The 24,763-nt window shown below is 26.0% G+C and carries 20 protein-coding genes, 1 other RNA gene and 2 pseudogenes; 5 read left to right on the top strand and 18 right to left on the bottom strand.

Features of this window, described 5'->3' with window-relative positions; all coding sequences use genetic code 11:
- The first annotated feature begins 223 nt into the window (after nucleotides 1-223).
- From CPX_RS01955 to CPX_RS03340, 3 genes are all read left to right on the top strand, one after another.
- A complete protein-coding gene (locus tag CPX_RS01955; RefSeq protein WP_053521509.1) occupies nucleotides 224-709 on the top strand; it encodes an NUDIX hydrolase in 486 nt (161 codons plus the stop codon).
- A 73-nt stretch (nucleotides 710-782) separates the two neighbouring features.
- Entirely contained in the window at nucleotides 783-1,886 is a 1,104-nt protein-coding gene (locus CPX_RS01950) for an MATE family efflux transporter (protein WP_235443230.1), read from the top strand.
- Nucleotides 1,887-1,906: 20 nt separating this feature from the next.
- On the top strand, nucleotides 1,907-2,266 hold the full coding sequence (locus CPX_RS03340; protein ID WP_235443229.1) for a hypothetical protein: 360 nt from the start codon (nucleotides 1,907-1,909) through the stop codon (nucleotides 2,264-2,266).
- A 164-nt stretch (nucleotides 2,267-2,430) separates the two neighbouring features.
- Here the strand turns inward: CPX_RS03340 and CPX_RS01945 are convergent, their stop codons facing one another.
- From CPX_RS01945 to pduL, 6 genes and pseudogenes are all read right to left on the bottom strand, one after another.
- A complete protein-coding gene (locus CPX_RS01945; RefSeq protein WP_017192043.1) occupies nucleotides 2,431-2,655 on the bottom strand; it encodes a hypothetical protein in 225 nt (74 codons plus the stop codon).
- Nucleotides 2,656-2,790: 135 nt separating this feature from the next.
- Nucleotides 2,791-4,812 carry a heavy metal translocating P-type ATPase gene (locus CPX_RS01940; RefSeq protein ID WP_053521508.1) on the bottom strand — a complete coding sequence of 674 codons (2,022 nt, stop codon included), beginning with the start codon at nucleotides 4,810-4,812 and terminating at the stop codon, nucleotides 2,791-2,793.
- 71 nt (nucleotides 4,813-4,883) lie between these two features.
- Nucleotides 4,884-5,216 (bottom strand): SpoVG family protein, encoded by a 333-nt coding sequence (locus CPX_RS01935; protein WP_053521507.1) that lies wholly within the window; start codon nucleotides 5,214-5,216, stop codon nucleotides 4,884-4,886.
- Nucleotides 5,217-5,350: 134 nt separating this feature from the next.
- Nucleotides 5,351-6,166, bottom strand: a complete 816-nt coding sequence (gene rsmA, locus CPX_RS01930) for a 16S rRNA (adenine(1518)-N(6)/adenine(1519)-N(6))-dimethyltransferase RsmA (RefSeq protein ID WP_017191511.1) — start codon at nucleotides 6,164-6,166, stop codon at nucleotides 5,351-5,353.
- Nucleotides 6,163-7,468, bottom strand: a pseudogene (locus CPX_RS01925) (HD domain-containing protein). The gene rsmA and the pseudogene CPX_RS01925 overlap by 4 nt, the downstream one beginning before the upstream one ends.
- A 144-nt stretch (nucleotides 7,469-7,612) precedes the next feature.
- On the bottom strand, nucleotides 7,613-8,194 hold the full coding sequence (pduL, locus tag CPX_RS01920; protein WP_053521506.1) for a phosphate propanoyltransferase: 582 nt from the start codon (nucleotides 8,192-8,194) through the stop codon (nucleotides 7,613-7,615).
- 339 nt (nucleotides 8,195-8,533) lie between these two features.
- On the opposite strand from pduL, the gene CPX_RS01915 reads away from it, so the two are divergent.
- Nucleotides 8,534-12,769: an AAA domain-containing protein gene (locus CPX_RS01915; RefSeq protein WP_235443228.1), complete on the top strand. Its 4,236-nt coding sequence runs from the start codon at nucleotides 8,534-8,536 to the stop codon at nucleotides 12,767-12,769.
- A gap of 32 nt (nucleotides 12,770-12,801) precedes the next feature.
- Nucleotides 12,802-13,182 carry a DUF559 domain-containing protein gene (locus CPX_RS03335; RefSeq protein WP_320408626.1) on the top strand — a complete coding sequence of 127 codons (381 nt, stop codon included), beginning with the start codon at nucleotides 12,802-12,804 and terminating at the stop codon, nucleotides 13,180-13,182.
- A gap of 155 nt (nucleotides 13,183-13,337) precedes the next feature.
- On the opposite strand, the pseudogene rsmG reads toward CPX_RS03335, so the two are convergent.
- The 12 genes and pseudogenes from rsmG to nrdE all read right to left on the bottom strand — a co-directional run bounded on the left by rsmG (nucleotide 13,338) and on the right by nrdE (nucleotide 24,590).
- A pseudogene (gene rsmG, locus CPX_RS01910) lies at nucleotides 13,338-13,954 on the bottom strand (16S rRNA (guanine(527)-N(7))-methyltransferase RsmG).
- Nucleotides 13,944-15,800 (bottom strand): tRNA uridine-5-carboxymethylaminomethyl(34) synthesis enzyme MnmG, encoded by a 1,857-nt coding sequence (mnmG, locus tag CPX_RS01905; protein WP_053521505.1) that lies wholly within the window; start codon nucleotides 15,798-15,800, stop codon nucleotides 13,944-13,946. The pseudogene rsmG and the gene mnmG overlap by 11 nt, the downstream one beginning before the upstream one ends.
- Before the next feature lie 114 nt (nucleotides 15,801-15,914).
- The gene (locus CPX_RS03330; protein ID WP_235443227.1) at nucleotides 15,915-16,313 is read right to left on the bottom strand and encodes a hypothetical protein; all 399 of its coding nucleotides are present in this window, start codon (nucleotides 16,311-16,313) and stop codon (nucleotides 15,915-15,917) included.
- Nucleotides 16,314-16,520: 207 nt separating this feature from the next.
- An RNA gene (gene ffs / locus CPX_RS02895) (signal recognition particle sRNA small type) lies at nucleotides 16,521-16,615 on the bottom strand.
- A gap of 27 nt (nucleotides 16,616-16,642) precedes the next feature.
- Nucleotides 16,643-17,077 (bottom strand): nucleoside deaminase, encoded by a 435-nt coding sequence (locus tag CPX_RS01895; RefSeq protein WP_053521504.1) that lies wholly within the window; start codon nucleotides 17,075-17,077, stop codon nucleotides 16,643-16,645.
- A 75-nt stretch (nucleotides 17,078-17,152) separates the two neighbouring features.
- Nucleotides 17,153-17,731, bottom strand: a complete 579-nt coding sequence (locus CPX_RS01890; protein WP_053521503.1) for a thymidine kinase — start codon at nucleotides 17,729-17,731, stop codon at nucleotides 17,153-17,155.
- Nucleotides 17,732-17,759: 28 nt separating this feature from the next.
- Nucleotides 17,760-18,002: a 50S ribosomal protein L31 gene (rpmE, locus tag CPX_RS01885; RefSeq protein ID WP_017191584.1), complete on the bottom strand. Its 243-nt coding sequence runs from the start codon at nucleotides 18,000-18,002 to the stop codon at nucleotides 17,760-17,762.
- A gap of 121 nt (nucleotides 18,003-18,123) precedes the next feature.
- The gene (glyA, locus tag CPX_RS01880) at nucleotides 18,124-19,374 is read right to left on the bottom strand and encodes a serine hydroxymethyltransferase (protein ID WP_053521502.1); all 1,251 of its coding nucleotides are present in this window, start codon (nucleotides 19,372-19,374) and stop codon (nucleotides 18,124-18,126) included.
- A gap of 89 nt (nucleotides 19,375-19,463) precedes the next feature.
- A complete protein-coding gene (gene dnaN / locus CPX_RS01875) occupies nucleotides 19,464-20,495 on the bottom strand; it encodes a DNA polymerase III subunit beta (RefSeq protein WP_235443232.1) in 1,032 nt (343 codons plus the stop codon).
- A gap of 134 nt (nucleotides 20,496-20,629) precedes the next feature.
- The gene (dnaA, locus tag CPX_RS01870; RefSeq protein WP_235443231.1) at nucleotides 20,630-21,691 is read right to left on the bottom strand and encodes a chromosomal replication initiator protein DnaA; all 1,062 of its coding nucleotides are present in this window, start codon (nucleotides 21,689-21,691) and stop codon (nucleotides 20,630-20,632) included.
- A gap of 65 nt (nucleotides 21,692-21,756) precedes the next feature.
- A complete protein-coding gene (locus CPX_RS03325; protein WP_235443226.1) occupies nucleotides 21,757-21,993 on the bottom strand; it encodes a DnaA N-terminal domain-containing protein in 237 nt (78 codons plus the stop codon).
- Nucleotides 21,994-22,067: 74 nt separating this feature from the next.
- On the bottom strand, nucleotides 22,068-24,590 hold the full coding sequence (nrdE, locus tag CPX_RS01865; RefSeq protein ID WP_053521501.1) for a class 1b ribonucleoside-diphosphate reductase subunit alpha: 2,523 nt from the start codon (nucleotides 24,588-24,590) through the stop codon (nucleotides 22,068-22,070).
- Nucleotides 24,591-24,763: the final 173 nt, after the last annotated feature.

Raw genomic sequence — 24,763 nt, 5'->3', positions numbered from 1 at the left:
AATTATTTTGCTTATAAAAATTATTTTCAATAAGCAAATATACATTAAAAAATATTGATATTTTTTAATTAATATTTAAAAAATGAGTTTGGTTTATTAAAGTTGTAAGCATTTGTTTTTTTGGTTAAGTTGTTACATATGTTTTTATGATCATTATTTATTTAAAAATTAATATTTTTCAATAAATGTTTGAAAAAAGTAACAACAGAAAGGTAATTAAAAAATGTCTTATATTCAAGGATTACGTAGTAAAATAGGGAAAGATCCGATTTTTTCTCCAGGAACTTCTATTATTGTTTATGAAAATAATAAATATTTGCTTCAATTTAGAAAAGATTTTCAAATTTGGGGTCTTCATGGCGGAGCTATGGAATTAGGAGAAAATTTTAAAGAAGCCGCTTTAAGAGAGTTAAAAGAAGAAACTAATTTAGATATTATTACTATGAATTGTTTCAAAACATACACAGGAGAAGATATTAAAATCATTTATCCTAATGGCGATATTGTTTATCCTGTAGTGATGGGTTTTATCGTTAGCAAAACAGAAGGACAACCTAACCAACAACATGATGAAGTTTCTGATTTAAAATGGTTCAATGAAGAAGATTTGCCTATTGAAGATATGATGATGATGGACAAAAAATTTTTAAAAGATTTTATTCAATACAAAAATTCCAAAAATAAAATGCACAACAATTTGGACTTGTGAATAAAATTAAAAACATCTTTTTATAAAAAATAATATTGTTATTTTTGTAAATAAATAAAGGAGTTTCATTAGAATGTCTAAACAAGAAATACTTTCTAACAAAAAACAATTAAAGCAAAAAGCTAAACAAAAATTATTTTTAGAAGATAATTTATTTAAAGTCCTTTTGATGTTGGTCATCCCTATAGCTTTAACCAATATAACTTTTCAAGTGATACCTAAAAATATCGATTTATTTATGGCAATTAAACCTGAAGGGTCTGAAAAATTTACCGATTCTCTTGCTATAATCAGCAGTGTTCAAAATATGTTTTCTTTTATGGGTTTATCTTTAGCTACAGCAAGCATAGTTTTAATAGGCAAAGAATACGCTAAAAAGAATTATAAAACTGCTCAAAAAATGATTAAAACCACTCTTTTTTCTATTATAGGTATGACTTTTGGCATCGCTTTAATAGCTGTCATAATCGGTAGTCTTATTTTAGATAAAGTCCTTCCCGGCATGGAAGAAGAAATTTTTAAAACAGTTCATAAATATTATATTTTTTTAATTATTTCAGGAGTTTTAATGGCTGTTAATACGGTCTTATTAGGATTAGAACGAGTAAAAGGAAATATTAAAACTATTTATCTTTCCAACACTTTGTTTGTTGTTTTAAAAGTATCTATCAATTTATTATTCGTTTATGGTTTTGATAAGAAAGATCCTTATTGGTTAGGAGTATCTACCGCTTTATCCAGTTTTTTAGTAACTATTTTTCTAATGGTTTTATTTATTATTTCTTTAAAAAGAGATCAAGACGAATTGACAGACAGCGAACAAGCGGATAACAATAAAACTAATATATTGACAAATATTTTAAAATTAGCTTTACCTATTTTGGGTGGAAGACTAATTTATGAAAGTGGAAGACTAATTGTACTTATTATCAGTTGGAAAATTTATCCAAGCGGAAGTTTCAGCGCGGTTCAAATAGTTGATGGCATAGCAGCCATCGGTTTGAATTTTGGCTTTGCTTTAGAAGAGACTCAATTATCTATTATTTCGGCTAATCTAGCAAATAAAAACCTAAAAAGAGCTTTTGAAACAATTAAAAAAACTTTATTATTAAATATGATTTTAGGTTTTTTTTCACCGTTATTTTTGGTTTTTTTGGCACAAACATATACTCTTTAATCAAAGGTTTCAAAGAAAGATTGCAAGGAGAAAGAGAAAAACAATTTCAACTAGGCATCATGATCGCTTCTATTTCTGGCTTTTATACAGTTGTTACTCAAGGAATAATGATTAGAAGTATGATCCCTTTTAAAAAACCTCGTATTGATATGTTTTTCGCTTTATTAAGAGTGTTTTTAAGAATTTCTTTCATCATTATTTTAGGTTTTAGCCTTTCATCACCTTGGAACAAATATGAAAATGCCGATAATTCTTGGAAAGGATATCATTTCGCCAATCTAACAACGAACACAATCCTTCTCTTTTCGGTTACTTATTATTTTTATTTTAAATTTTATAAAGATATTAAAAAAAATGGTTTTGAAGATATGCGCTTATAATATGAGTAATCTTTACCAATTAACCTTTTTCAGGTTAACAAAAACTTGAATTAAAAGCGAATAAAAGACCACTTGAAATCAAGTAGTCTTTTTTCTTTCTGTGTTGAAACATGAGAGAAGTTTTTTCATTAAGGGAGGATCGTTAAAATAATTAAAAGAGTTGATTAATCATTATTCTCTTTAGTCTTTTGGTTTTGTTTTAACTTTTTTTCTTGTAAAAATTGTTCTACCATTTTTAAAACATTAGGATTCACAAAAAGTATATTAGAATCAGCTTTAAAATGAGTTTTACGAGCTAAATTTTTAAAAACAACAATCTTAACTGTATTAGGATCAACCTTTTTTAAAATTATGTTCAAACGGAACTTTTTATCTTGTTTTTTAAACATAATATCACTCTTTTTCTGCATAGAATAGCTTTTTATAATATTAAAACATTTATGTAAAAAAACAAAAAATATTATATAAGTTAAAAACCACTAAAAAAGATATAGTGGTTTTTTTATAATCAATATTTAGTTCATTTAGTTAGTTGGAAAAGGGGGAAATTGGTCTTTTTCTTTAATGTTGGTTAGTATTCTTAAAGAGTTTACAAGGACTAAAATAGTACTAATCTCATGTAAAAAGACAGCCCAAGGTAATTTAATATCAGCGATAAAATTAGTTAAAGATAAAATAACGATAACCCCAATAGAAAATATAATGTTTTGAAATATTATACTATTTAATTTCTTAGAAACTTTATGAGCATAAGTTATTTTATTTAAATTATTTTTCATTAAAACCATATCAGCAATATCGATAGCTACATCAGTACCTTCTTGCATGGTAATACCTACATCAGAATTAGCTAAAGCAGGAGCGTCGTTTATTCCGTCACCTACCATAGCTACCATATCGTAATCGTATTTACTTTTAATTTCTATTATTTTATTAGATTTATCTTCTGGCAAACAATCAGCTAAAACATAATCAACGTTTAATTGTTTTCCTATTGCCATAGCGGTTTTTTCATTATCGCCTGTCAACATGATTGTATGAATGTTATTCTCATTAAAATAATTCACCATTTGTTCAGCTTCAGGACGTAATACATCCAAAATAGCTATTACCATAATTATTTTACCATTATCACTAAAATAAAGCACTGTATTGCCTTTTTCTAAAAGATGTTTAGTTTTTAGTTCTATTTCTTCAGAAACTTGAAGGAAAGAATTGTATTTAGCTATTTTATATTGACGGCCTTCATGAAAAGATTCTAAACCAACGCCAATTAAATTATCAACTTGCATTTCAGGAAAATTATTTAATGTAAAACTTTGACTTAAATATTGATTGATAGCAAAAGCTAAAGGATGGTTAGATTTTTGCTCCATTTTAGATAAAATAGTTAAATAATTTATTTTATCTTTTTCTTCTATTTCTGAATGGAAAAAAATTTCTTTGACTGTAGCTTTGCCGGTAGTTAAAGTTCCTGTTTTATCAAAAACAATAGCTTTAATGTTGGATAAATTACTTAAAGAATTACCATTTTTCAATAAAATACCATTTTTAGCTAAATGCGAAATAGAAGCAAAAGTAGCAGGAACATCAGAAGCGACCAAAGCACAAGGGGAAGCTACAGTTAAAAAGACCATACTTTTATTAAAAATATGTGTAAATTCGAAATAATGAATAGAAGAGTCAAAATAATAATGTATTATTTGACTAAATAATAAAATACCGACAGAAATTAACATTATCGCTTTTACATATAAAGGTTCTAATTTGTTAATTAAAGTAGCTCTTTTAGACATATTATTTTTCATTTGATAAGATAATTGAATAATTTTGGTAAAAATATTATTTTCTACTGTAGCGATAATTTCAACAATTAAAGTATTATTGCCATTAATATTACTACCAAGAACTTTATCGCCTACTTTCTTATCAACGGGAATGCTTTCTCCCGTAATGCTGGATTCGTCAATAGAAGAAGTTCCAGAAATAATAATACCATCAGAAGGAATTTGATCTCCGTTTAAGACGATAACTTTATCGCCTATTTTTAATTTTTCTACTTCTATTAATTCAAATTCACCGTTTTCTTTTAACAATCTTGCTTGAGTAGGAGCCATTTTTAAAAGATTTTTGATTTCTTTTTGGTTTTTATTTTCAATATATTCTTCTAAAAAATTAGCAGTTGCGAAAATAATAATCAATAAAATTGCTTCGTTAAAATTTTGTAAATAAATCGCCCCTAAAGCACCTAAAGTCATTAAAATATGAACATTTGGGGTAAATTTTTTATTTTCTTTTGTATCTTGATAAGTTTCTACAAAACCTTCTATAATAACATGACAACCTGTAAAAAACAAAATAAAGGTTGTTAAGGCATATTGAAGTAGCAATTTATAATTTTTTTTGTTATCCAAAAAGCCAGAAAAATTGATAGGTAAAAAAACTAAAATATACAATAACAAACCACAAATAAAAAGACAAAAATATGTTTTTTGATTTTTATGAGTTTGTTCTTGGTTGTTATATATATTATTGTAATTTTCCATACTATGAGTCAACTTATTATTAACCTCTATTTCAAAGAAATATTTTTTTCATTCTTTATTTTCTATTAAATTTATTCTTCTGAAGAATCTTCTTCTTCTAATTGAGCTTGTTTTTTTTCTTCATTTAATCTTGCTCTTTCAACTATCTCTTTATAAGTTTCTATGATGGCGTTTTCAATCATAATTCTTGTTTCGGTATTGATAGGATGAGCTATATCGTTATAATTAGGTTTTTTAACATCAGAATTAATTTTAATACTAGGCATTGCAATAAAAATACCTCTTTCTCCTTCGATAATTTTAATATAATGAACAACAAAGGCATTATCAAAAGCAACAGAAGCAACACCTCTTAATCTGTTTTCGCCCTTGTGTAATTTGATTCTAACATCGGTAACTTGCATTTATATTGTTCCCCTAACTCTTATATTTTATTTTAAAATAAATCTAATTAAACTATAAATCTATTTTAACATAATTATAAAAAATATTAAGAGTTTATTATTTTATTTTTCAAATTAAAGTGAGAAATTTGTCTTTATAAAACAAAAAAATCAAAAAAAGAGGTCGCTATTTGTTGAAATTGTACAATTCCTATTTGTTCTGCTCTTATATCTAAAGAAAGTTGATTTGTTTCAAAAAAAAGCATTAATTCCTTTTTAGAAATTTTAAAATAAGAATGTAGATTATTTAATAATTTTTTTCTTTTTTGTCGGAAAGAAGCTTTAACAAAGGTAAAAAAATTCTTTTCTATAAAAGCTTTTTCTGTTGCTTCTAAAGGAATTCTTTCAAATTTTAAAACTGTACTATCTACTTTCGGTTTAGGAAAAAACATAGTATTTTTCACATCTTTAATTTTACTAATTACCATTAAAGACTGAAAAATAACACTTATAGAATTATAAGTAGTATTGTGCGGTTTAGATAAAAGACGCAAGGCTACTTCTTTTTGTACCATAATAGCGAAAGTTTTTATTTGTGGCAAAAATAAAATTTTAAATAATATAGGAGAGGTAATATTATAAGGTAAATTACCGATTAAAACAATTTCCTCTTCTTGAAAAAAAGTTTGAAAATCTTGTTCTAAATTTCTTTTTAAAAAATCATCGTAAATAATATTAATATCGAAATGAGAATCAAATTGTAAAAAAGGCTTGAAAGAAGCGTCTATTTCATAAGCCACAACTTTTTTTGCCTTGGTAACGATTAATTTAGTTAAAGCACCTTTTCCGGGGCCTATTTCCACAACATTTTGATCATCTAAGCCAGCTTTTTTCACTATATAAGTCAATAAATTAACGTCATTTAAAAAATTTTGACCGTATTGTTTTTTAATTATGTGCTTTGGTTTCATTCTTTTTTATCTGAATACTCTCTATAATAAAAAAACTTACGGTTTTCTTTTTGCATAACACCATCCATTAAACTACTAATAATGGTTGATTCTCTACTTAATGGCTGAATTTGATTATTCGATGAAGTATGGGACGAAATAAAAATTTGTTCGCCAATATTGTCGTAATATTCTCTATAAGCATCTTGTGTAATAGAATTATCTTCAAAAGTGTAATATTCGCCATTAACGCCATAATGTTTTTTAATTTTATTTATAATTTCTTTATTCTTATCGTTATTTTCTTTATATTTCCATATGCTACGGTTTAAAAAAATCTTGACATAAATTCGCTAAAATAACGTCTTTATCATCTTGTAAGCAAACAATTAAAGAATTAACGTAAAAATCATCTATTTTTAAATATGTTTCTAAACTTTTATTTAAATCTTGTTTTTGTTCTAAAAACTCTTTCAAAAGAACAATAACATAACTATCAAAAAAATAATTTTCAGAAATTAATTTTTTTATTCTAATGAAAATTTTTTCTAAAATAATTGAATAACCTTTAATTTTTGGATGATAATAAACTTGTCTATACATGTGATAACGATTAATTAAATAGTTTTCAATCGCAGAAATACCGTTTTTTCTAAAAACTATTTGATATTTTTGTTCACGTTTTTCTATATCAATAATTCTAATCAAACGATCAGTATCTATATGTCCGTAAGAAACGCCTGTAAAAAACGAATCCCTTTTTAAATAGTCTAAGCGATCAAAATCTAATTGACTTGTTAAAAGTTGTTGAATCAATTGAAATTCGTTATCTTTTTCTTTTTTAATAACCGAAGCTACATCTTTTTTAAATTCTTGATCTATGGAATCTAAAATAGCTCTTATTTCTTCATTATGAACGATCATTTGAGCAGTTTTTTCTTCATGATTAGTTTTAAAAATGCGTTCAAACATATGAGAATAAGCTCCATGACCGATATCATGCAGTAAAGAAGCGGTTAATAAAATTAATTTGTTTCTTAAAGAAAAAAATTCTTCTGATAGTTGAAATTTATGAGTTTCTAAAAACCTTCTTGACAACTCATAAACTCCTAAACTATGAGAAAAACGTGAATGTTCCGCGCCATGAAAAACTACATTAACAAAACTTAATTGTTTAATGCGTCTTAATCGTTGAAAAACTTTAGTATTAATCAACCTTTCTAAGAAAAGATAATCTAAATAAATATAACCATAAATTGGGTCTCTAAAAACTTCTGGTCTATTGAATTTTTCCGGCTCTTTAAAATTATTGTTTTTACGCATTATACATATGACTCTTTCTTTTTTATCCAAAAAATGTTATTTTTGAGAAATATGGAATAAAAAATATTTTGATCATAATTATATATTTTCGATGATTGGTTAATTTTGACCAAATGACCTTATTTAAAAAAGTTATAAATCCAATTATTTCTTAATTAAAGTTACTGAATCGCCGCTTTTTAATAAAAACGCACTAGCATCGTCAGTATCTAAATGACATTCTAATCTATAATCTTTATGTACACGACACAAAACATCTTCTAAAACACCTGGTTTAATGCCATCTATTTTAACATTTACCATTTCTTTATCTACGATGCCATACTCTTTAGCTTCTTCTTCAGAAAAATGAATATGTCTGTCCGCTAAAATAACCCCTTCAGCGATATCTACTTGTCCTTTTGGACCAATTAAAATGGCTTTATCAGAATTTTTAATATCTCCAGAACTTCTTACAGGGGCTTTAAATTTATATCTTAAATTATCGCTTTGACTAATTTCCACTTGATCAACATTTCTAACTGGACCAACAACACGTACGCCTGTAATTAATTTGCCTTCAGAGCTCATAACATCGATCTTTTCTTCAGCAGCGTATTGACCCACTTGCTTTAAATTTTTAAAAACAGTTAATTGATAATTTTTGCTACCAAACAAAATATCTAATGTTTTTTGCGTTAAATGAACGTGTCTTCCAGACACGCCTACAGGTATTTTTTTGGACATGATGTTTTTTTCTCCTTAAATTTAATCAAAAATATTTTTATTTATACATTTTTATTATATAAAATTTTATAACTTAAAATATATATATTATTTAATAATTTTATTTATTTCCTTTAATTCATATTATTTAATTGATAAAAAAATTGACTTTTTAAGCTGTTTTTATTATAATTAAATAATAATATATTAATTTTATTATATCTTAATTTTTTTAAAAAACTCTATTTTTAAAAATATTTAATTTTCTAATATTTTATTATTTATTCAAATATTTAAAATTGTTTTTAAACATCTCATCTCACTTCTTCTTAAACTTCAAAGAAAGAAAAAAAATTTTATATGAACATAAAATACAAACGTCTTTTGTCGTTATTGGATTTCACAAAAGAAACTAAAAAAATACGTGATAAAATTATAATTGATGTCGAAAATCATGAATGGTATTATCATGAGAATACTCTCTTAGCTTTGCCAGGGGTGTATATGAATCCTAAAGCGAAAAAAGGAGATGTTTGGATAACAATAGAACGTTTCGCTCCTCCTGTTGCTCCTCAAATAACTAAAAATCCTTTATTAAAATTATGGTTAAATATTTCTGATGATTATAGAATTTTGCCTGTTTTAAAAAATAAAGTCAAAAAATCAAAACTAAAAGAATCAGGTTTCCCTATAACAACAAATTTTAATGAAGAAAATGTAAAAGATTTTGTTTTTCTAAAAGAATTTTTACCTTTAAATCAATCTCTTCAAACTGATTTTGACAATTATTACCAAAATACTTGGAAAATTTGGGCTGAAAAAGAAGCCGACATTAGCAAAACAAGAAAATTATATAAAAAATTATATAAATTAGAACAAGAATTTAGAAGTAATCAAGATGATTCTCATCGTGAATTGGTTTTAGGAGTAGGAATAGTTTTATGGAATTCAGATGGTAAAAAATCCAAAATTCGTTATCCTTTAATTAGCCACGCTTTAGAAATCCATATGAACGAAAGAACTAATTCTATGGAATTAATGCCTCTTAGAGAGCCTCAATTAGAGTTAGATATTTACACTTTTATTCAAAATCCTGGTGTTTCCGCTATTGAAACGGCTTGGAAAAATTCTTCATTAGTTTCTCAAGAAGGTAGAAATGTGGTTTTTTCTCCTTATAATCCTAAAACTTTTGATTATATTCTTAAAATAGCAGCTTCTCATCTTGATCCGCAAGGGGAATATCAACCACAAGGGAATAATGATCGCACTTTATTACCAATAACGGAAAAATTAAAAATTACTGATAATTGGGTGGTTTTCATTCGTCCACGTGATAATAAATTTTTAATCCAAGATTTAGAACGTTTTCAAAGTCAATTTCAAGTAGCTACAAGAAATTTACCTGATATACCGAAAGGAATTTTATCTATTCTTGAAGAACAATCAGATTCCCGTAAAAAAATTAAAATGCCAGAATTTAGAAGCTTGGAAATTCATTACCCTTTTAACGAAGATCCTGAGGTTGTTCCTGTAAAAGATTTATTTTTCACTATGGCTTCTAACGAAGAACAAGTTAAAATAATTCAAAAGTTAGAAAGTTATGAAGGATTAGTAGTTCAAGGACCACCTGGAACTGGTAAAACCCATACAATCGCTAATATTCTTTCTCATTATTTAACTTTAGGTAAAAGAGTTTTAGTCACATCTATGAAAAAAAACGCTCTTAACGTTTTAAGAGATAAATTACTTCCAGAAATACGACCTCTAGCGGTTAGTTTTTTATCCAGCGAACAAGAAGATTTAAAACAATTGGAACATAATGTTTCAGTTATTAAAGACCAAATCAACTCTATTGATGAAGATAAATTTGAAAAAAATATTTCCTCTTTAGAAAAAGAAATAGATTTCATTCAAAATGAATTAGCTCATATTGAACAAAAGATTAAAGAATTTTTTCAACGTAATTTTGATTTAATTGTTTTTTTGCCGGAACAATCTCGCCCTCCTATAAAACCTTTAGATGCTTCAAAAACATTAGTTAAAAAGCGTCATAAAATTGAATGGTTTAAAGATAAATTAAAATTAACAAATGCTCCTTTATTCCAATCAGAAGATATTGCTGAACTAAAAAAAACTCGTCTTAAAGTGGGCAAAAAAATTTCTTATTTAAATATAGAAATACCTGAAATTGAACCAGATTTAGTAGAAAATTTAATGGAAATTCACACAAATATTATTACTTACGACTCCATAAAAAAAGAAATAAAAGAGAATAAAATTTTTTCTTTAGAATTTAAAAATGATAAAATTTTAGAAAAAGCTCAACACCTTCTGAAAATGCTAGAATACCAAATAAAATTAAACCAATCCTTAATTGATGGTGAAAAAAAATTTACTTGGCATGATTCCATTAAAAATACTTTAAAAAAATCTAGACACGACTTACCTTTAAAAGAATTCGCCGTTTTTTATAAAGACATTCAAGAAACAGTAACACAACAACAAGATTTTTTAACAAGACCTGTTGCTAGTTTCGCTAATTTAGAATTAGATTCTAAAATGATGAAGGCTATTAATAAAAAAGCTTCAGGCAAAAGCGCTTTTGGTTTATTTAGTTTTGGCAAAAAAGCGGAAAAAGAAAAATTGTCTTCAATTGTCATTATTTCTAACAGACCTGAAAATAAAGAAGATTGGAAACATGTTCAAAAATATTTCTGTTTAAGAAAAAAGATGAGAAATTTAATTATCATCTGGCAAAACGGTTTAGCTTCTAATTTATTATTAAGTGATGAATTAGTGAACTATGATAATTCTGATCCAAGCACTTTCAACCCTAAACATATTTTACATTTGAAAAAAGTGTCTGATCATTATCAATATTTAATTGAAAAAGATGTTAGAGACACAGAAATAATCAAATTAGTTTCTGAATTATTACCTAAATTTCCAGAAATAAAGCAAATTCCTAATAGGCTTGATTTATTAACTCAATTGCAAAACAATTTACAAAAAAATATTGAATTTCATAATGTTAGAGACGCTTTTAAACAGAAAAATAAAATCAAGGATGTTTTTTCAATATCTTCTGCTGAATTATTTGAAAATGTCCAAAATTTAATTGAAGAAAAATGTGGAAATCCAGAAATAAACGTTAAAAGTTTGAAAAAAGAAACAGATTCCTTTTTAAAAGAAATCAAAAATTTAGACACTTTAAAAGAAAATTTTGAAACCATTAAAAAAGTTTCTGAATTGATTGAAAAATCAGGAGCTCCTTTATGGGCTGATGATTTAAGAAATAAACCTCCTCTAAATTCTTCTTCTGATAATCTTTTACCTAATGATTGGGATGAAATTTGGTGGTTAAAACAACTTGAAGTTCATCTGGATAATTTGCAAACTCGCGACTATTTAAACAAAATGGAAGCAAAGAGAAAACAAAAAATTATTGATTTAGAAAAAGTTTATAAGCAAATAGTGTCTAAAAAAACTTGGTTACAAGTCTCTCGTAAAAGCACTCCTGATATGGAATCAGCTTTACAATCTTTTATCACTCATATCGCTAAAATAGGAAAAGGAACTGGTAAAAAAGCTCCTATTCATAGACGTCAAGCACGTCAAGCTTTAACTAATATTTTAGAATCTAACGCTATTCCTTGTTGGATTATGCCTCATGATAAAATTTCTGAAGTTTTACCTTCTCAAATAGGTAATTTTGATTTAGTAATTATCGATGAAGCTTCTCAATCTGATTTATCTGCTTTAGCAGCTTTTTTAAGAGCTGATAAAATTTTAATTGTTGGTGATGATAAACAGGTTGGTCCTCATGATATTTCTGATGTGAGCAAAACACAAATTTTATCTCAACGTTTCCTCAAAAATCAAGTCAAACGTTATCAAGGACATTTAAGCTCAGGTTCTTCTATTTATGAATTATTTCAAGTAGTTTTCGCTCATGAAAAAATTATGTTAAAAGAACATTTCCGTTCCGTTTCTCCTATTATTGAATATTCTAATAGAGAATTTTACCATAATGAAATCCAACCAATGCGTCTGCCGAAAAAATCTGAACGTCTTGATCCGCCACTAATCGATGTTTTAGTAACTGATGGAGCTTGTGAAGATGAAAAACAAGAAATTAATAAAGCAGAAGCTCGTTATATTGTGGATGAGATCAAAAGAATTTGTGCCGATCCTAGGATGAAAGATAAAACTATTGGGGTTGTTACTTTAAAAGGTGATTGTCAAGAACATTATATTTACGATATGCTAGAAAGAGAATTACCTAATGATCTTTTAGAACGTCATGCTATTAAATGTGGAAACGCTAGAACTTTTCAAGGCGAAGAAAGAAATATTATTTTCCTTTCTTTAGTGGTGTCTTTCCGTCCTAACGGTAAAAAACCAATGCCTTTGACTAAAGAAGATGCTTATCAACGTTTCAATGTTGCTGCTTCTCGTGCTCGTGATCGTATGTATTTAGTCCGCAGTATAGAAATGAATGAGAATCAACTCAGCAATAAAGACGTCTTAAGACGTGGAATTATTAAACATTTTAGTTTGCCTTTTAGTCAAGAAGAGAAAAAAATAAAAATTTAAGAACTCTTTGTGAAACAGATTTTGAACGTCAAATTTATGATATTTTAGTTGATTTAGGTTACCGTGTTCTTCCTCAAGTTAAAGTCGGTTCTTACCGAATTGATTTAGTGGTTGAAGGGGATAATGATAACCGTTTAGCTATTGATTGTCACGGCGATAGATTACAAAGTGCCGAACAAGATGATCATGATTTAAACCGTCAAAGAGTTTTAGAACGTAATGGATGGGAATTTTGGAACGCATTCGCTTTTAATTTTGTTTTAAATAAAGAAGATGTTATTAAAGACTTAATTAAAAATTTAGAAGCAAAAGACATTGAACCTGCCAAAACAGAAAATATAAACCAAGCCATTTACACTGAACAACGTCGAGTAACTGTTTTTCGAAAAAATGAATATTCGTTTGTCGATTAAACAATAAAATCCATCGTTAACTTTAAAAAGTAACGATGGATTTTTTCTTTTCTTCGCCGTTGAAAAAATATTTCCCACAAATGGAGATAATTCATCAATAAACAATAAATTGCCCCAAAAGAATTACATTTTTAAGATTTAATATATAAAAAGAGTTAATTTATTTTTTGAAATAATAAATTAACTCTTTTGCCTAATTCTTCCGGTAATTCTAAAAAGAATTTTTTTTTAATTTTATTTTCGTCATTTTAAGATGTTTCAATTCTGCCTCGTAATTAGGTCCTTTCATTGCTATAAAATAACCCTTTTTTTTAATAAGAGGAGAAGCTAATTTTAAAATTAATTTTAATTTGCCTAAAGCTCTAGCGATCACTAAATCATATTGTTTATCGTGTTGTTCAATCCTTTGATGAAATAAAAATACATCAGTTAAATTCAGTTTTTTAACTAATGATTTTAAGAAATTAATTTTTTTTAAAGAAGAATCAATTAAAAAAATTTTCAAATGAGGGAATAAAATTTTTAAAGGGATACTAGGAAAACCGGCTCCAGTGCCTAAATCGCTTAAAGTATCAATTTTATTCAAATCAATATTTTGAGAAATCAATAAAGAATCATAAAAATGTTTTAAATAAACATCTTTTTCACTCGATAAAGAGGTTAAATTGGTTTTTTCGTTGTATTCTATTAAAAAAGAATAATATATTTTAAATTGTTCTAATTGCAATTCGTTTAAATTAAATGTGTCTTTTAATATTTGATTAAACAAAATTTTGAGTCCTTTGTAAAAAAACTAATAAAATAGAAATATCAACTGGATTAACGCCTAAAATTCTGGATGCTTGACCTAAATTATAAGGTTTAATTGTTGTTAATTTTTCTTTAGCTTCTTTAGATAAATTGTGAATTACTGAATAATCAATATCAATAGGAATTGTTTTGGTTTCTAATTGAAGAAGTTTTTGAGCTTCTTTTTCGGCTTTTAAAATGTAATTTTCGTATTTAACTTGAATTTCAACTTGTTCTAAAATTTCCGGTGTATATTGTTGATCAAAAACAAATTTCAAAATATTTTTATTTAATTCTGTTCTTTTTAATAATTTATATAAACTCACTTTTTCCGTAATTAAAGAAGAGTCATGTTCTTTTAAATAATTTAAATTCTTTTCATTAACTTCAAAAAAAGTTGCTTGTAATTTTTCTTTTAACATGTCTACTTCTAGACGTTTTTTGTCTACATTTTTATAAGTTTTTTCATCCACTAAGCCTAATTCAAAACCATAATGAGTTAATCTTAAGTCAGCGTTATCATGTCTTAATAATAAACGAAATTCTGCTCTTGAAGTCAATAAACGATAAGGTTCTTTGGTTCCTTTATTGATCAAATCATCAATTAAAACGCCAATGTAAGCTTCATTTCTGTTTAAAACCAAACCGTCTTTATTTTGCAGTTTTAAACTAGCGTTAATTCCAGCCATTAAACCTTGACAAGCAGCTTCTTCATAACCGCTAGTACCGTTGATTTGACCAGCAAAAAATAAATTATTTATTTTTTTAGTTTCTAAAGTATGTTTTAATTGGTTAGGATTGAACGCATCATATTCAATAGCATAAGCATATCTAACTATTTTAGCATTTTCTAAAGCAGGAATAGTTTTTAAAATTTTATGTTGTATTTCTTTAGGCATGCTTGTAGAAAGACCTTGTAAATACATTTCATCAGATTCTAAACTTTCTGGTTCAATAAAAATTTGATGTTGTTTTTTATCGCAAAAACGCACTACTTTATCTTCTATAGAAGGACAATAACGCGGACCCGTTCCTTCTATTTGACCATCATACATCGCCGATTCATATAAATTTTGTTCGATTAATTCGTGAGTTTGTTCGTTAGTGTGAAGCAAATAACAAGGTTCTTGAACTCCTAAATCGTCAATAACTGAAGGAGAACTGAAAGTTTGTAAAATACCATCACCAAATTGCATTTTAGCTTTAGTATAATCAATGCTATCTTTTTGAATTCTAGGCGGAGTGCCTGTTTTCAAACGAATAACTTCAAAACCATGTTCTTTCAATTGTTTGCTAATTCCATAAGTGGTTGGTTCATTATTAGGACCCGAGTTGATTTTTGATTTTCCCATCAAAACTTTACTGGATAAATAAGTTCCTGTCGTCATAACAACAACTTCACTATAAATAAGTGTTCTATCTTGCAATTTAACCCCTTTAACTTGTTGTTTTTTAATAATTAATTCTTCCACTAAACCTTCTAATAAAGTTAAATTAGCGGCTTCTTTTAATATTTGAATAACTACTTTAGGATATTTTACTTTATCAATTTGAGCTCTTAAACTTCTTACAGCGGGTCCTTTAGAAGTATTTAACATTTTCATTTGAATTTGCGATAAATCGGCTGCTTTTCCCATAATACCGCCTAAAGCTTCAATCTCTCTTACAACGACACCTTTGGCTGGTCCGCCGATAGAAGGGTTACAAGGAAGAGTGGCAATTTGTTCTAAATTGCCTGTAATTAATAAAGTTTTATGTTTTTTGGATAAGGCTAAAGCGGCTTCTACGCCGGCATGCCCGCCACCAATAACGATAGCTTCGTAATTCATTTTCTGTTAACCTCCTTTTTTAAAAAATTTTTCATAAAAATAATTTTTATTCGTTTTCTGAAACATGTCTGTAAAGTCTATGTTGCGTTAAAATGTTTTCTAATTCTTCTTTGCCTAAAAAATTTTCAGATTCTTGAATAAATTGGATAAATAATTTTTTTTATCCAATTGGAATTTCTTATCGCTTTTTTTCATAAAAAACATAAAAATGATTAAAAATAAAATAATCGGTAAAGCGAATAACATAACAACTTTATAACCATTTAAATTTGAAATTGATAATTTAACTAAAGTAGATAAAACAAGAGAAGTGGCAAAACCTATTCCTAAAGACAAAAAGTTTTTTGTAATTATGTTTGCGCGTTTATTTAACAATTCATAAATAAATTTCATATAAAAAGAATTAATTTCTTTTTGATATAAAGCGTTGAATTTATCATAATATTCTTCATGAATCAAAATTCTAAAAACACCATTTAAATAAGTCCAAACTACATATTGATTCATGTTCAAAAAAAAGGATTATATTTACTTTGTTTTAAATAAAAAAACTCAATTTTTTTTTCTTGATCGTTAAAAAGACAATTTTCTTCGCGAAAAGCATTTCCTTCAACGGAATTAAAAACAAAAGGTAAAAGCTGAATTTTGTTTTTTTTATAAATAAATTCATAATCAAATAGATTCCTTTTTATTGGTTTATTTTCAATTATAAAAAAATCTTTTTAAAAATCATCACTCACATGAAATTAAACTTATGGCTGCTTCAATCAAGACCTGACCAGATTCATTATCTTTACATTGAATGATGATTTTTAAAAAGATTTTTAAATAAAATATAAAAATTATTTCTTTCTTAAATTGTAAAAAAATTTTTTTAAAATATGTTCATTTTCTTTTTCCAATAATTCTAATTTAATAAAATTATTTTGTTTATGTTTTTTTTCTTCCAAAAGAAAAAATAATTTTTTAAAAAAATATGATTTTGGATTGAAATTACTATAATATATTGTTTGAATCCGAGATTGAATTAAAGCACCAGCGCACATAAGACAAGGTTCCAAAGTAATATAAATAGTTACTTTATCCATTCGATAAGTTTTTAATTTTTTATTTAATTTCATTAAAAGTAAAAATTCAGCATGACCATAAAATAATTGACTTTTTTCTATATTATTGCGAGCTCTTAATATTATTTTATCATTCATAACAGCAACAGCGCCAACAGGAACTTCATCTTTTAAAAAAGCTTTTTTAGCTTCTTTAAAAGCTTCTTTCATAAAGAAAAAATGCTTTTCTTCTATATTCAATTATACATTAAATTCCTTACATTAATTTTTAAAATAAAGTTTTTTTTAAAAATTATGACATTTACGACAACAAGATTCATGATAATTATTACCGCCTATTAAAATAACAGGTTGTTCTTCATCATTTTCTTTTTCGTTAGCAAATATTCTTTGCGTTCTTGTTGCCTTTTTGCCACAAATAAAACAAAAAGATTTTAACTTAGTTACTTTATCAGATATTGATAATAAATATGGCATGGAACCGAATGGTTCTCCACGATAATCCAATTCTAAACCAGCGATAATAATTTTCATACATTTATAAGATAAATTGTTTAAAATTTTTTCTATATCTTTATCAAAAAATTGAATTTCATCTATGATTAAATATTCAATGTTTTCATTTTCTTTAAGAAAATCTAAAATTTCTGAACTTTTATTAACTAACAAAGAAGGAACGGTTTTTAAATCGTGAGTTACTAATTCGCTTTTGAGAGAATAACGATTGTCAATTGAAGGTTTGAAAACTAAAAAATTTTTTTTCAATGAATTCAATGTTTCAATACGTTTAATCAATTCTGTCGTCTTTCCGGAAAACATTGGTCCACAAATGACTTCAATAAATCCTTCTTGATCTAAAATCATTTTTTATAAAACCTTTCTATGTTAAAAATTATTCCTCTATTTGTTGTTTATTATCGTCTTTTTTTTGATCATAACCGTAACGTTTGTGAAACTTATCTACTTGTCCAGCTACAGTTACAAAAACTTGTGAATCAGTATAAAAAGAATGACAATTGGAACAAGTTTCAATTTTCATAGTTTTAACTGTTGTACCTATTTTATGTGTTGTCTTGCAAGTAGCACAAGAAACTTCTATTTCATAAAACTCGGGTTGTTGTAATTTATTTTTCATAAACAAAATCCCCTTTTTATTTGATTAAAAAATTATTAATTAACTTTTTAATATTTATCACCTTTAATTTTAACATTAAAAAAACATTTTTCAAAATATTTTATTAAAAAATAATAAAAATTTAATTTTTCTTTAAAGGGAATTTTTTTGTTATCATCAATACTTCTTTTTTAACTTCTTTCAAAACTTCTTCATTTTCATAATTATTTAAAACTCGGTCAATTAAATGAGCAATTTGAACAAAATCTTTTTCTTTTAATCCTCTTGTCGTCATAGCCGGCGTTCCTATTCTGATTCCGCTAGTTAAAGAAATTTTTTCTTTATCAAAAGGAATAGAATTTTTATTAACAGTTATATTAACCTTATAAAGAGTATCTGCTGCTAATTTACCATTTAAAAAAGGATTTTTATGCTTCAAATCAATAAGTATTAAATGATTATCAGTTGTTTGACTAACCAAACGATAACCTAATTCTTTTAAAGCATTGGCTAAAACTTTTGCATTTTTAACTATTTGTTGCTGATAAACAATAAAATCATCTTTTAAATTTTCTTTAAAGGCAACCGCTTTAGCGGCGATAACATGCATTAAAGGCCCTCCTTGAATGCCCGGAAAAACGCCTTTATTAATTTTTTTAATTATTTCTTCATTATTGGTTAAAATTATTCCTCCTCTTGGACCTCTTAAAGTTTTATGAGTAGTAGAAGTGACAATATCAGCATTAGCTAAAAAAGGAGAAGGATGTAAGTCAGCCGCCACTAAACCAGCAATATGCGCCATATCTACCATTAAATAAGCATTGACTTCATCAGCTATTTTTTTAAACTCTTGAAAATCAATAGTTCTAGAATAAGCAGAAGCTCCCGCGATAATTAATTTAGGTTTGGTTTCGTGCGCTATTCTTCTAACTTCTTCGTAATCAATTATTTCGTTATCTGGTGAAACACCATAACTAAATGATTTTAAAAAATTACCAGAAAAACTAACTTTTGAACCATGAGTTAAATGACCACCAGCGTTTAACGACATCCCTAAAATAGTATCATTAGGTTTTAATAAAGATTGAAAAACAGCCATATTAGCTTGTGAACCTGAATGAGGTTGAACATTAGCATATTTAACTTTAAATAATTTTTTAACTCTTTCAATCGCTATGTTTTCAATTTCATCAACATAATCACAACCATGATAATATCTTTTTTGCGGATAACCTTCAGAATATTTATTAGTTAAAACGCTCCCTTGAGCTTCCAAAACGGCTTCAGAAACATAATTTTCTGAAGCAATCAACTCTATATGTTCTTCTTGTCTTTGAGTTTCTTTTTTTATTAATTCATAAATTTCTAAATCTTCTTTTTTTAAATTTTTCATCTTTATTTTTCCTCTCTTTTTTGAATTTTTTTGAATAAATAATTGTCAAAAAGTAAAAAATAATTGTTTTTACATTAAAAACAATTATTTTATAAAAATGGTAAAATTAAATATAAAAGCGTTTTATCTTCTTCGTTAGAAATAATAAAAGGTTTGGACGAATTATCAAAATGAATTTTTATTTCTTTAGTGGGAAAAACTTTTAAAATTTCTTCTAAATGCTTCACATTAAAGGCTGTTTTGATATTTTCTTCGACCTTGTCTTCTAAAAGTAAAATTTCTTCTGATGCGTTTCCTATTTCTTCACTTCCGGAAAAAATTTCTATTTTTTTATTTTGATCAATATTTAAATGAACAATATTATTGAAAATATTTTCTTCTTTAGGTAAAAATAAGGATAATCTTTCTAATGTTTTAGTTAAATCTTCTTTTTTTAATTTGACAAAAGAAGAAAAATTTTCTTCTTTAATTTGTTGCATCAAAGGGAAATTACCTTGAAGAAGAATTGTTTGAAACAATAAAGATTCAGAATATAAAAAAAGTTTTTGTTCGTTAATGGCTATTTTAACACTTTCATCTTTTTGTTGTTCTAAAAGTTTATTCATTTCTTCTAAACTTTTACTTGGAACAACGATATTAAAATCAGGATAATCTAAATTCAATTCTATTCTTTTTTGACTTATGCGAAAAGAATCAGTTGATAAAGCGGTTAAAAAAGGTTTTTTATAAATTAAATTAACTCCTGTTAAAATAATTTTTTGTTTGTCCTTAGAAGTTACAATAACAGCTTCTTTAATTAATTTCTTTAAAAAATCAATTTTTAAAAGGAAAAATTTTTCAAAATTAAAAGCGAAATCAATAGAAGGGAAATCCTTAAAATTCATCATTTTTAATTTATATTCAGAAGAAGGTAAAGTTTTGATAACTAATAACTTATTATCCATAGAAGAAATCTTGATAAGAGGTGAATAAATTTTTTTAATAATATCAATAAAATATTTTCCGATTACAATTAAAGAACCGGTTTTTTTAACTTTTAAACTTTCATCTTTTATTTCTAATCTTGCTGCCATATTCATGTTAATGACTTCTAAAAACAAAACATCTTCTTGAATTTCTATTTTAATATTATAATAAACTGGGAAAAAAAGTTTTTGTAGGAAGTATTTTTTGAATTTGGAGTAAAAAAATGCAATAAAACTTCTTTTTTTATTTCAAAATTCATATTTTATATTTCTTTTCTTTAAAATTAATTTTAACTATTTATTTTTTCTATAATAAGTTCAACAGTTTTTTTCAATTCTTCGCTTTCTTTGATTTTTTTCTCTATTTTTCTGTAAGCTTTTAAAATAGTAGAATGATGTCTTTTATTAAAGTGTAGGCCAATTATTTCATAAGAAGTATTGTTTATTTTTTTAATTAAATAAATAGCAATATGACGAGGTAGAGAAAATTTATTATGTTTTTTACTACTAATTAAATCGCGTATACTGATATTATAAAATTCACTAACTATATTTTTTATTTTTTTAGCGTCTATCTCTTCTTTGGAAAGAGTTTTTTTATTTTTTAATAAAGGATCTAGAGCTTCTGTTACATTTTTTAAATTAATTTCTAACCCATAAATTTGAGTATAATTTAAAAGTCTTAACAAAACTCCTTCCATTTCCCTTATGTTATCACCAAAACGTAAAGAAATAAATTCTAAAATTTCTTTTTTTATTTTGGTGTTGGTGCCTTCAATCTCAAATATTTTTTTCTTTAAAATTTCTAAACGATGTTTAGAATCAGGTTTTTTAATATCTACTATTAATCCTGCTTTAAAACGATTAGTCAATCTTTCCATAATTTTATTCAATTCAGAAATGGGTTTATCGCTGGTAATAATGATTTGTTTTTTATTCAAATTAAGATAATCAAAAAGTTTAAAAAATTCCATTTGAGTTCTTTTAGCGTCAGCCATTATTTGAATATCATCTACCAAAAGAACATCAATATTACGGTATTTATTATTAAAATCTTCCATTTTATCTTTTCTTAATTGATTAGTAAAATCTTCAATAAAGCCATCAGCTTTAACGTATAAAATCTTTTTATGAGGATGTTTTTCAAAAATATAATTACCAATTGCTTGCATAAGATGAGTTTTTCCTAAACCCACTGAACCAAAAATATATAAAGGATTCGTTTGTACGACTTTCGCTTCAGCGATTTGTTTAGCCATTTTAAAGGCGAAAATATTACTCGGACCAACAACAAAATTATCAAATTTATAATCAGCTTCTAATTTTCCCAAATGATAACTATTAAAATTTATTCTTTTTTCTTGAATTTCTTCTTCTTTTTCTTTTTTAATTTCTTCCTTAGTAATAAAATTGAAAGTTATTTTTTTTTAGAATATTTTTTCGTTAATTCTTCAATTTTTTTTAAATAAATATAAACAATTTTATTTTTTATAAAATCGTTTTCAACTAAAATAAAAATAATTCCATCTTCTATTTTATATAGAGTTTTAATATTAGAAAAAGTTTCTTCAAAAACTTCGTTACTATAAATAAGAGACAAATCTTTTAAAATTTGATCCCAAATTTGTTGTTCTGGTAGTTCTTTTCCTTCCATTTAAACTCGCCTTTCGAAATATTTTTTTAAAAATTAAAAGTTTTTTTTATGTATTGAATAAACTTTTTTCAAACTTAAACTCCGCAAGATTCACATTCTTTAATTTTTAATTTTTGAGTTCTAGTATAATAAAGAGTTTTGATACCTTTATGATGAGCGTATAAATAATATTTTTGTAATTCTCTAGTATTTATTTCGGAAGTAATACATAATTCAAAAGAAATCCCTTGATCGATATGTTTTTGAGCCATAGCAATAACATCAATTATTTTATAATTATCCATTTTATAAGCTGTCTCATACATAAAGGATACTTCTGCTAAAGAAGGAGCGGGAAAATAAGTTTTAGAATTGCCATAAGTTCTTTCTTCTACTAATTGTTTAATAGGAGTTAAAGATGGGGTAGCAGACATAATATAACCAATAGATCCATTAGGAGCTACAGCTAATCTATGTGAGTTATATAAACCATGTTTAATCACATTTTCTTTTAGTTCTAACCAGTCTTTATCAGTTGGCAAATAGATTCCCTCAAATATTTTTTTAACTTTATTTAAAGCAGGATAAATAGCTTTTTTATCAGCAAAATATTTTCCGTCCGCATAAGTTGATTTTTCAAATTGATAAAACTTTTTTCCGGTTTGTTTAGCTTTAATATTAGAATGTAATAAAGAATAATAATTAACAGCGTTAAAGAAAACATCGATTAATTCTAAATCTTCTTCACTACCATAAGCAATCAATTGTTCGGCGATATAACCGTGATGACCCATAATACCAAAACCAACACTACGATTAAGATGGTTCGCTTTCGCTACCCCAGGAACATAACCGATATTAGTTTTTAAAGAAACGGAGTTCATAATTTCCATAGCGGAAAAAACGGTTTCTTTAATAGCATTATTTTGAATCATATTTCCCATATGACCGGAAGATAAATTACAAGAAATATCCATCCCTACTTGATCATCTTTCCTTTCGTCATAAGGAGCGTAATGAGAAGTGATGGAAGGTTGAAGAATTTCGGTACATAAATTAGAAAATTTAATTTTATCCGCAGAAGTATTTTTATTATTCACGTTATCGGCGAACATAATGTAAGGATAACCAGATTCACCTTGAAGCTGAGCGATTAATTCTAATAAATTACGTGGATTAACATATCTTTTTTTTACATTAGGGTTTTTAACTAAAATATCGTACCATTTACCCATCTCGATGCTGATATCAGCGAAATTAAGTCCATATTCTAAATAAACACTATGAGGATAGAAAAGAGCCATCATTTCGTTATTTCTTGCTAATTCAATCATTTTATCAGGAATAATTACTCCTAAAGATAAAGTTTTCAAACGTACATCTTCATCAGCGTTTAATTTTTTAGAATTTAAAAAATCTTCAATATCAGCGTGGAAAATATTTAAATAAGCTGCTCCAGCCCCTAATCTTTGACCCATTTGGTCAGCATAACGAAAACCATGATCAAGAAGTTTAGCAACGCCAATAACCCCTTTGCAAGCGTTATTAACTCCTTTAATAGTTTCACCTTTTGCTCTTAAATTAGTTAAATTAATAGAAACTCCGCCACCTATTTTAGAAAGTTGCATCGAAAATTCCATAATACGAGCAATATCATTTAAAGAATCACCCGCTTCTAATAAAAAACAAGACACAAATTCGCCTCTTTTTTTAAGACCAGTATTCAATAAAGTCGGTGTCGCAGGCGTAAAATTTTGATAGATTAAATTTTTGATTAAAGTTTTCGCTAACCTAAAATCTCCTGAAGCATGGTATAGAGCATTAACCACTAAACGGTCTTCATAAGTTTCTAAATAATGTTTTTTATCGCGAGTTTTTAAAGAATAATCATTATAAAATTTAAAAGCTCCCATTAAAGAAGGAAAACGGAATTTTTTAGCATAAGCTATTTGATAAACAGTTTTAATTTGTTCGTAAGTATATAAATCTAAAAAAGCTTTTTCATAATAATTATTTTCAGTTAAAAAAAATAATTTTTCTTTTAAAGAAGAAAATCTTTTTAATTTAGGATTCACTTCTTCTAAAAAATAATATTTTACCGCTTCTTTATCTTTGTTTAAATCTTTGATATTGCCTTCTTCATCAATGATTTCGTTATTTAAAATTTTCCATTGAGGAATTTTATTTTTATTATAACTAAAAGATTCTTTTTTTATATCGTTTTTAATTTGATACATATTTTTATCCATTTTTTTATTTTCTTTTTTATAGTTTTTTAACCATTTTTGTAAAAAAATTATATCTTCAGAAAACCCTTTTCCTTCAAATTTTAATATTAAAGGTATATTAAATTTTTTAGAAATTAATTCGCCCGCTTTTCCAAAATTAGAACCATAGTTTTTATTGCCAGAAACCGCCACTCCGATTGATAAATGAGAATTTTTTTCTAAAAATTTTTCTACTTCATCAGAAATTTCTCCAAATTTAACTGTTTTAGTGACTAAAAAAAATTCTTCTTCTTTATTATTAAATTTTTTAACATGTTCCTTAGGAAAACCTAATTTTTCAACAAAATCGAAAACATTCCCTTGTTCTTGTCCATCAAAAATAATTTTCATTTTACACCACTTTTATTTCATTTTTAAAAAAAACTTATAAATAATAAATAATTTTGTAAAAAATAGTTTAAAAATTTTTCTTTTTGTTTTTTTAAGTTTTTCGAAATTTAAAAATAAATAATTTTCTAAAACTAAAATATATTTATATTCTATCATTTAAAATGAATAAAATT

It is taken from the genome of Candidatus Phytoplasma pruni, from assembly GCF_001277135.1.
Classification (GTDB): Bacteria; Bacillota_I; Bacilli_A; order Acholeplasmatales; family Acholeplasmataceae; genus Phytoplasma; species Phytoplasma pruni.
This window is presented reverse-complemented; position numbering and strand designations above follow the sequence as displayed.

What these genes read in the sequence shown, in the direction of transcription:
- CPX_RS01955 (WP_053521509.1), top strand. Translation starts at nt 224, where the DNA reads ATGTCTTATATTCAAGGATTACGTAGTAAAATAGGGAAAGATCCGATT.
- CPX_RS01950 (WP_235443230.1), top strand. Translation starts at nt 783, where the DNA reads ATGTCTAAACAAGAAATACTTTCTAACAAAAAACAATTAAAGCAAAAA.
- CPX_RS01945 (WP_017192043.1), bottom strand. Translation starts at nt 2,655, where the DNA reads ATGTTTAAAAAACAAGATAAAAAGTTCCGTTTGAACATAATTTTAAAA.
- CPX_RS01940 (WP_053521508.1), bottom strand. Translation starts at nt 4,812, where the DNA reads ATGGAAAATTACAATAATATATATAACAACCAAGAACAAACTCATAAA.
- CPX_RS01935 (WP_053521507.1), bottom strand. Translation starts at nt 5,216, where the DNA reads ATGCAAGTTACCGATGTTAGAATCAAATTACACAAGGGCGAAAACAGA.
- rsmA (WP_017191511.1), bottom strand. Translation starts at nt 6,166, where the DNA reads ATGAAACCAAAGCACATAATTAAAAAACAATACGGTCAAAATTTTTTA.
- pduL (WP_053521506.1), bottom strand. Translation starts at nt 8,194, where the DNA reads ATGTCCAAAAAAATACCTGTAGGCGTGTCTGGAAGACACGTTCATTTA.
- CPX_RS01915 (WP_235443228.1), top strand. Translation starts at nt 8,534, where the DNA reads ATGAACATAAAATACAAACGTCTTTTGTCGTTATTGGATTTCACAAAA.
- mnmG (WP_053521505.1), bottom strand. Translation starts at nt 15,800, where the DNA reads ATGAATTACGAAGCTATCGTTATTGGTGGCGGGCATGCCGGCGTAGAA.
- CPX_RS01895 (WP_053521504.1), bottom strand. Translation starts at nt 17,077, where the DNA reads ATGAAAGAAGCTTTTAAAGAAGCTAAAAAAGCTTTTTTAAAAGATGAA.
- CPX_RS01890 (WP_053521503.1), bottom strand. Translation starts at nt 17,731, where the DNA reads ATGATTTTAGATCAAGAAGGATTTATTGAAGTCATTTGTGGACCAATG.
- rpmE (WP_017191584.1), bottom strand. Translation starts at nt 18,002, where the DNA reads ATGAAAAATAAATTACAACAACCCGAGTTTTATGAAATAGAAGTTTCT.
- glyA (WP_053521502.1), bottom strand. Translation starts at nt 19,374, where the DNA reads ATGAAAAATTTAAAAAAAGAAGATTTAGAAATTTATGAATTAATAAAA.
- CPX_RS03325 (WP_235443226.1), bottom strand. Translation starts at nt 21,993, where the DNA reads ATGGAAGGAAAAGAACTACCAGAACAACAAATTTGGGATCAAATTTTA.
- nrdE (WP_053521501.1), bottom strand. Translation starts at nt 24,590, where the DNA reads ATGAAAATTATTTTTGATGGACAAGAACAAGGGAATGTTTTCGATTTT.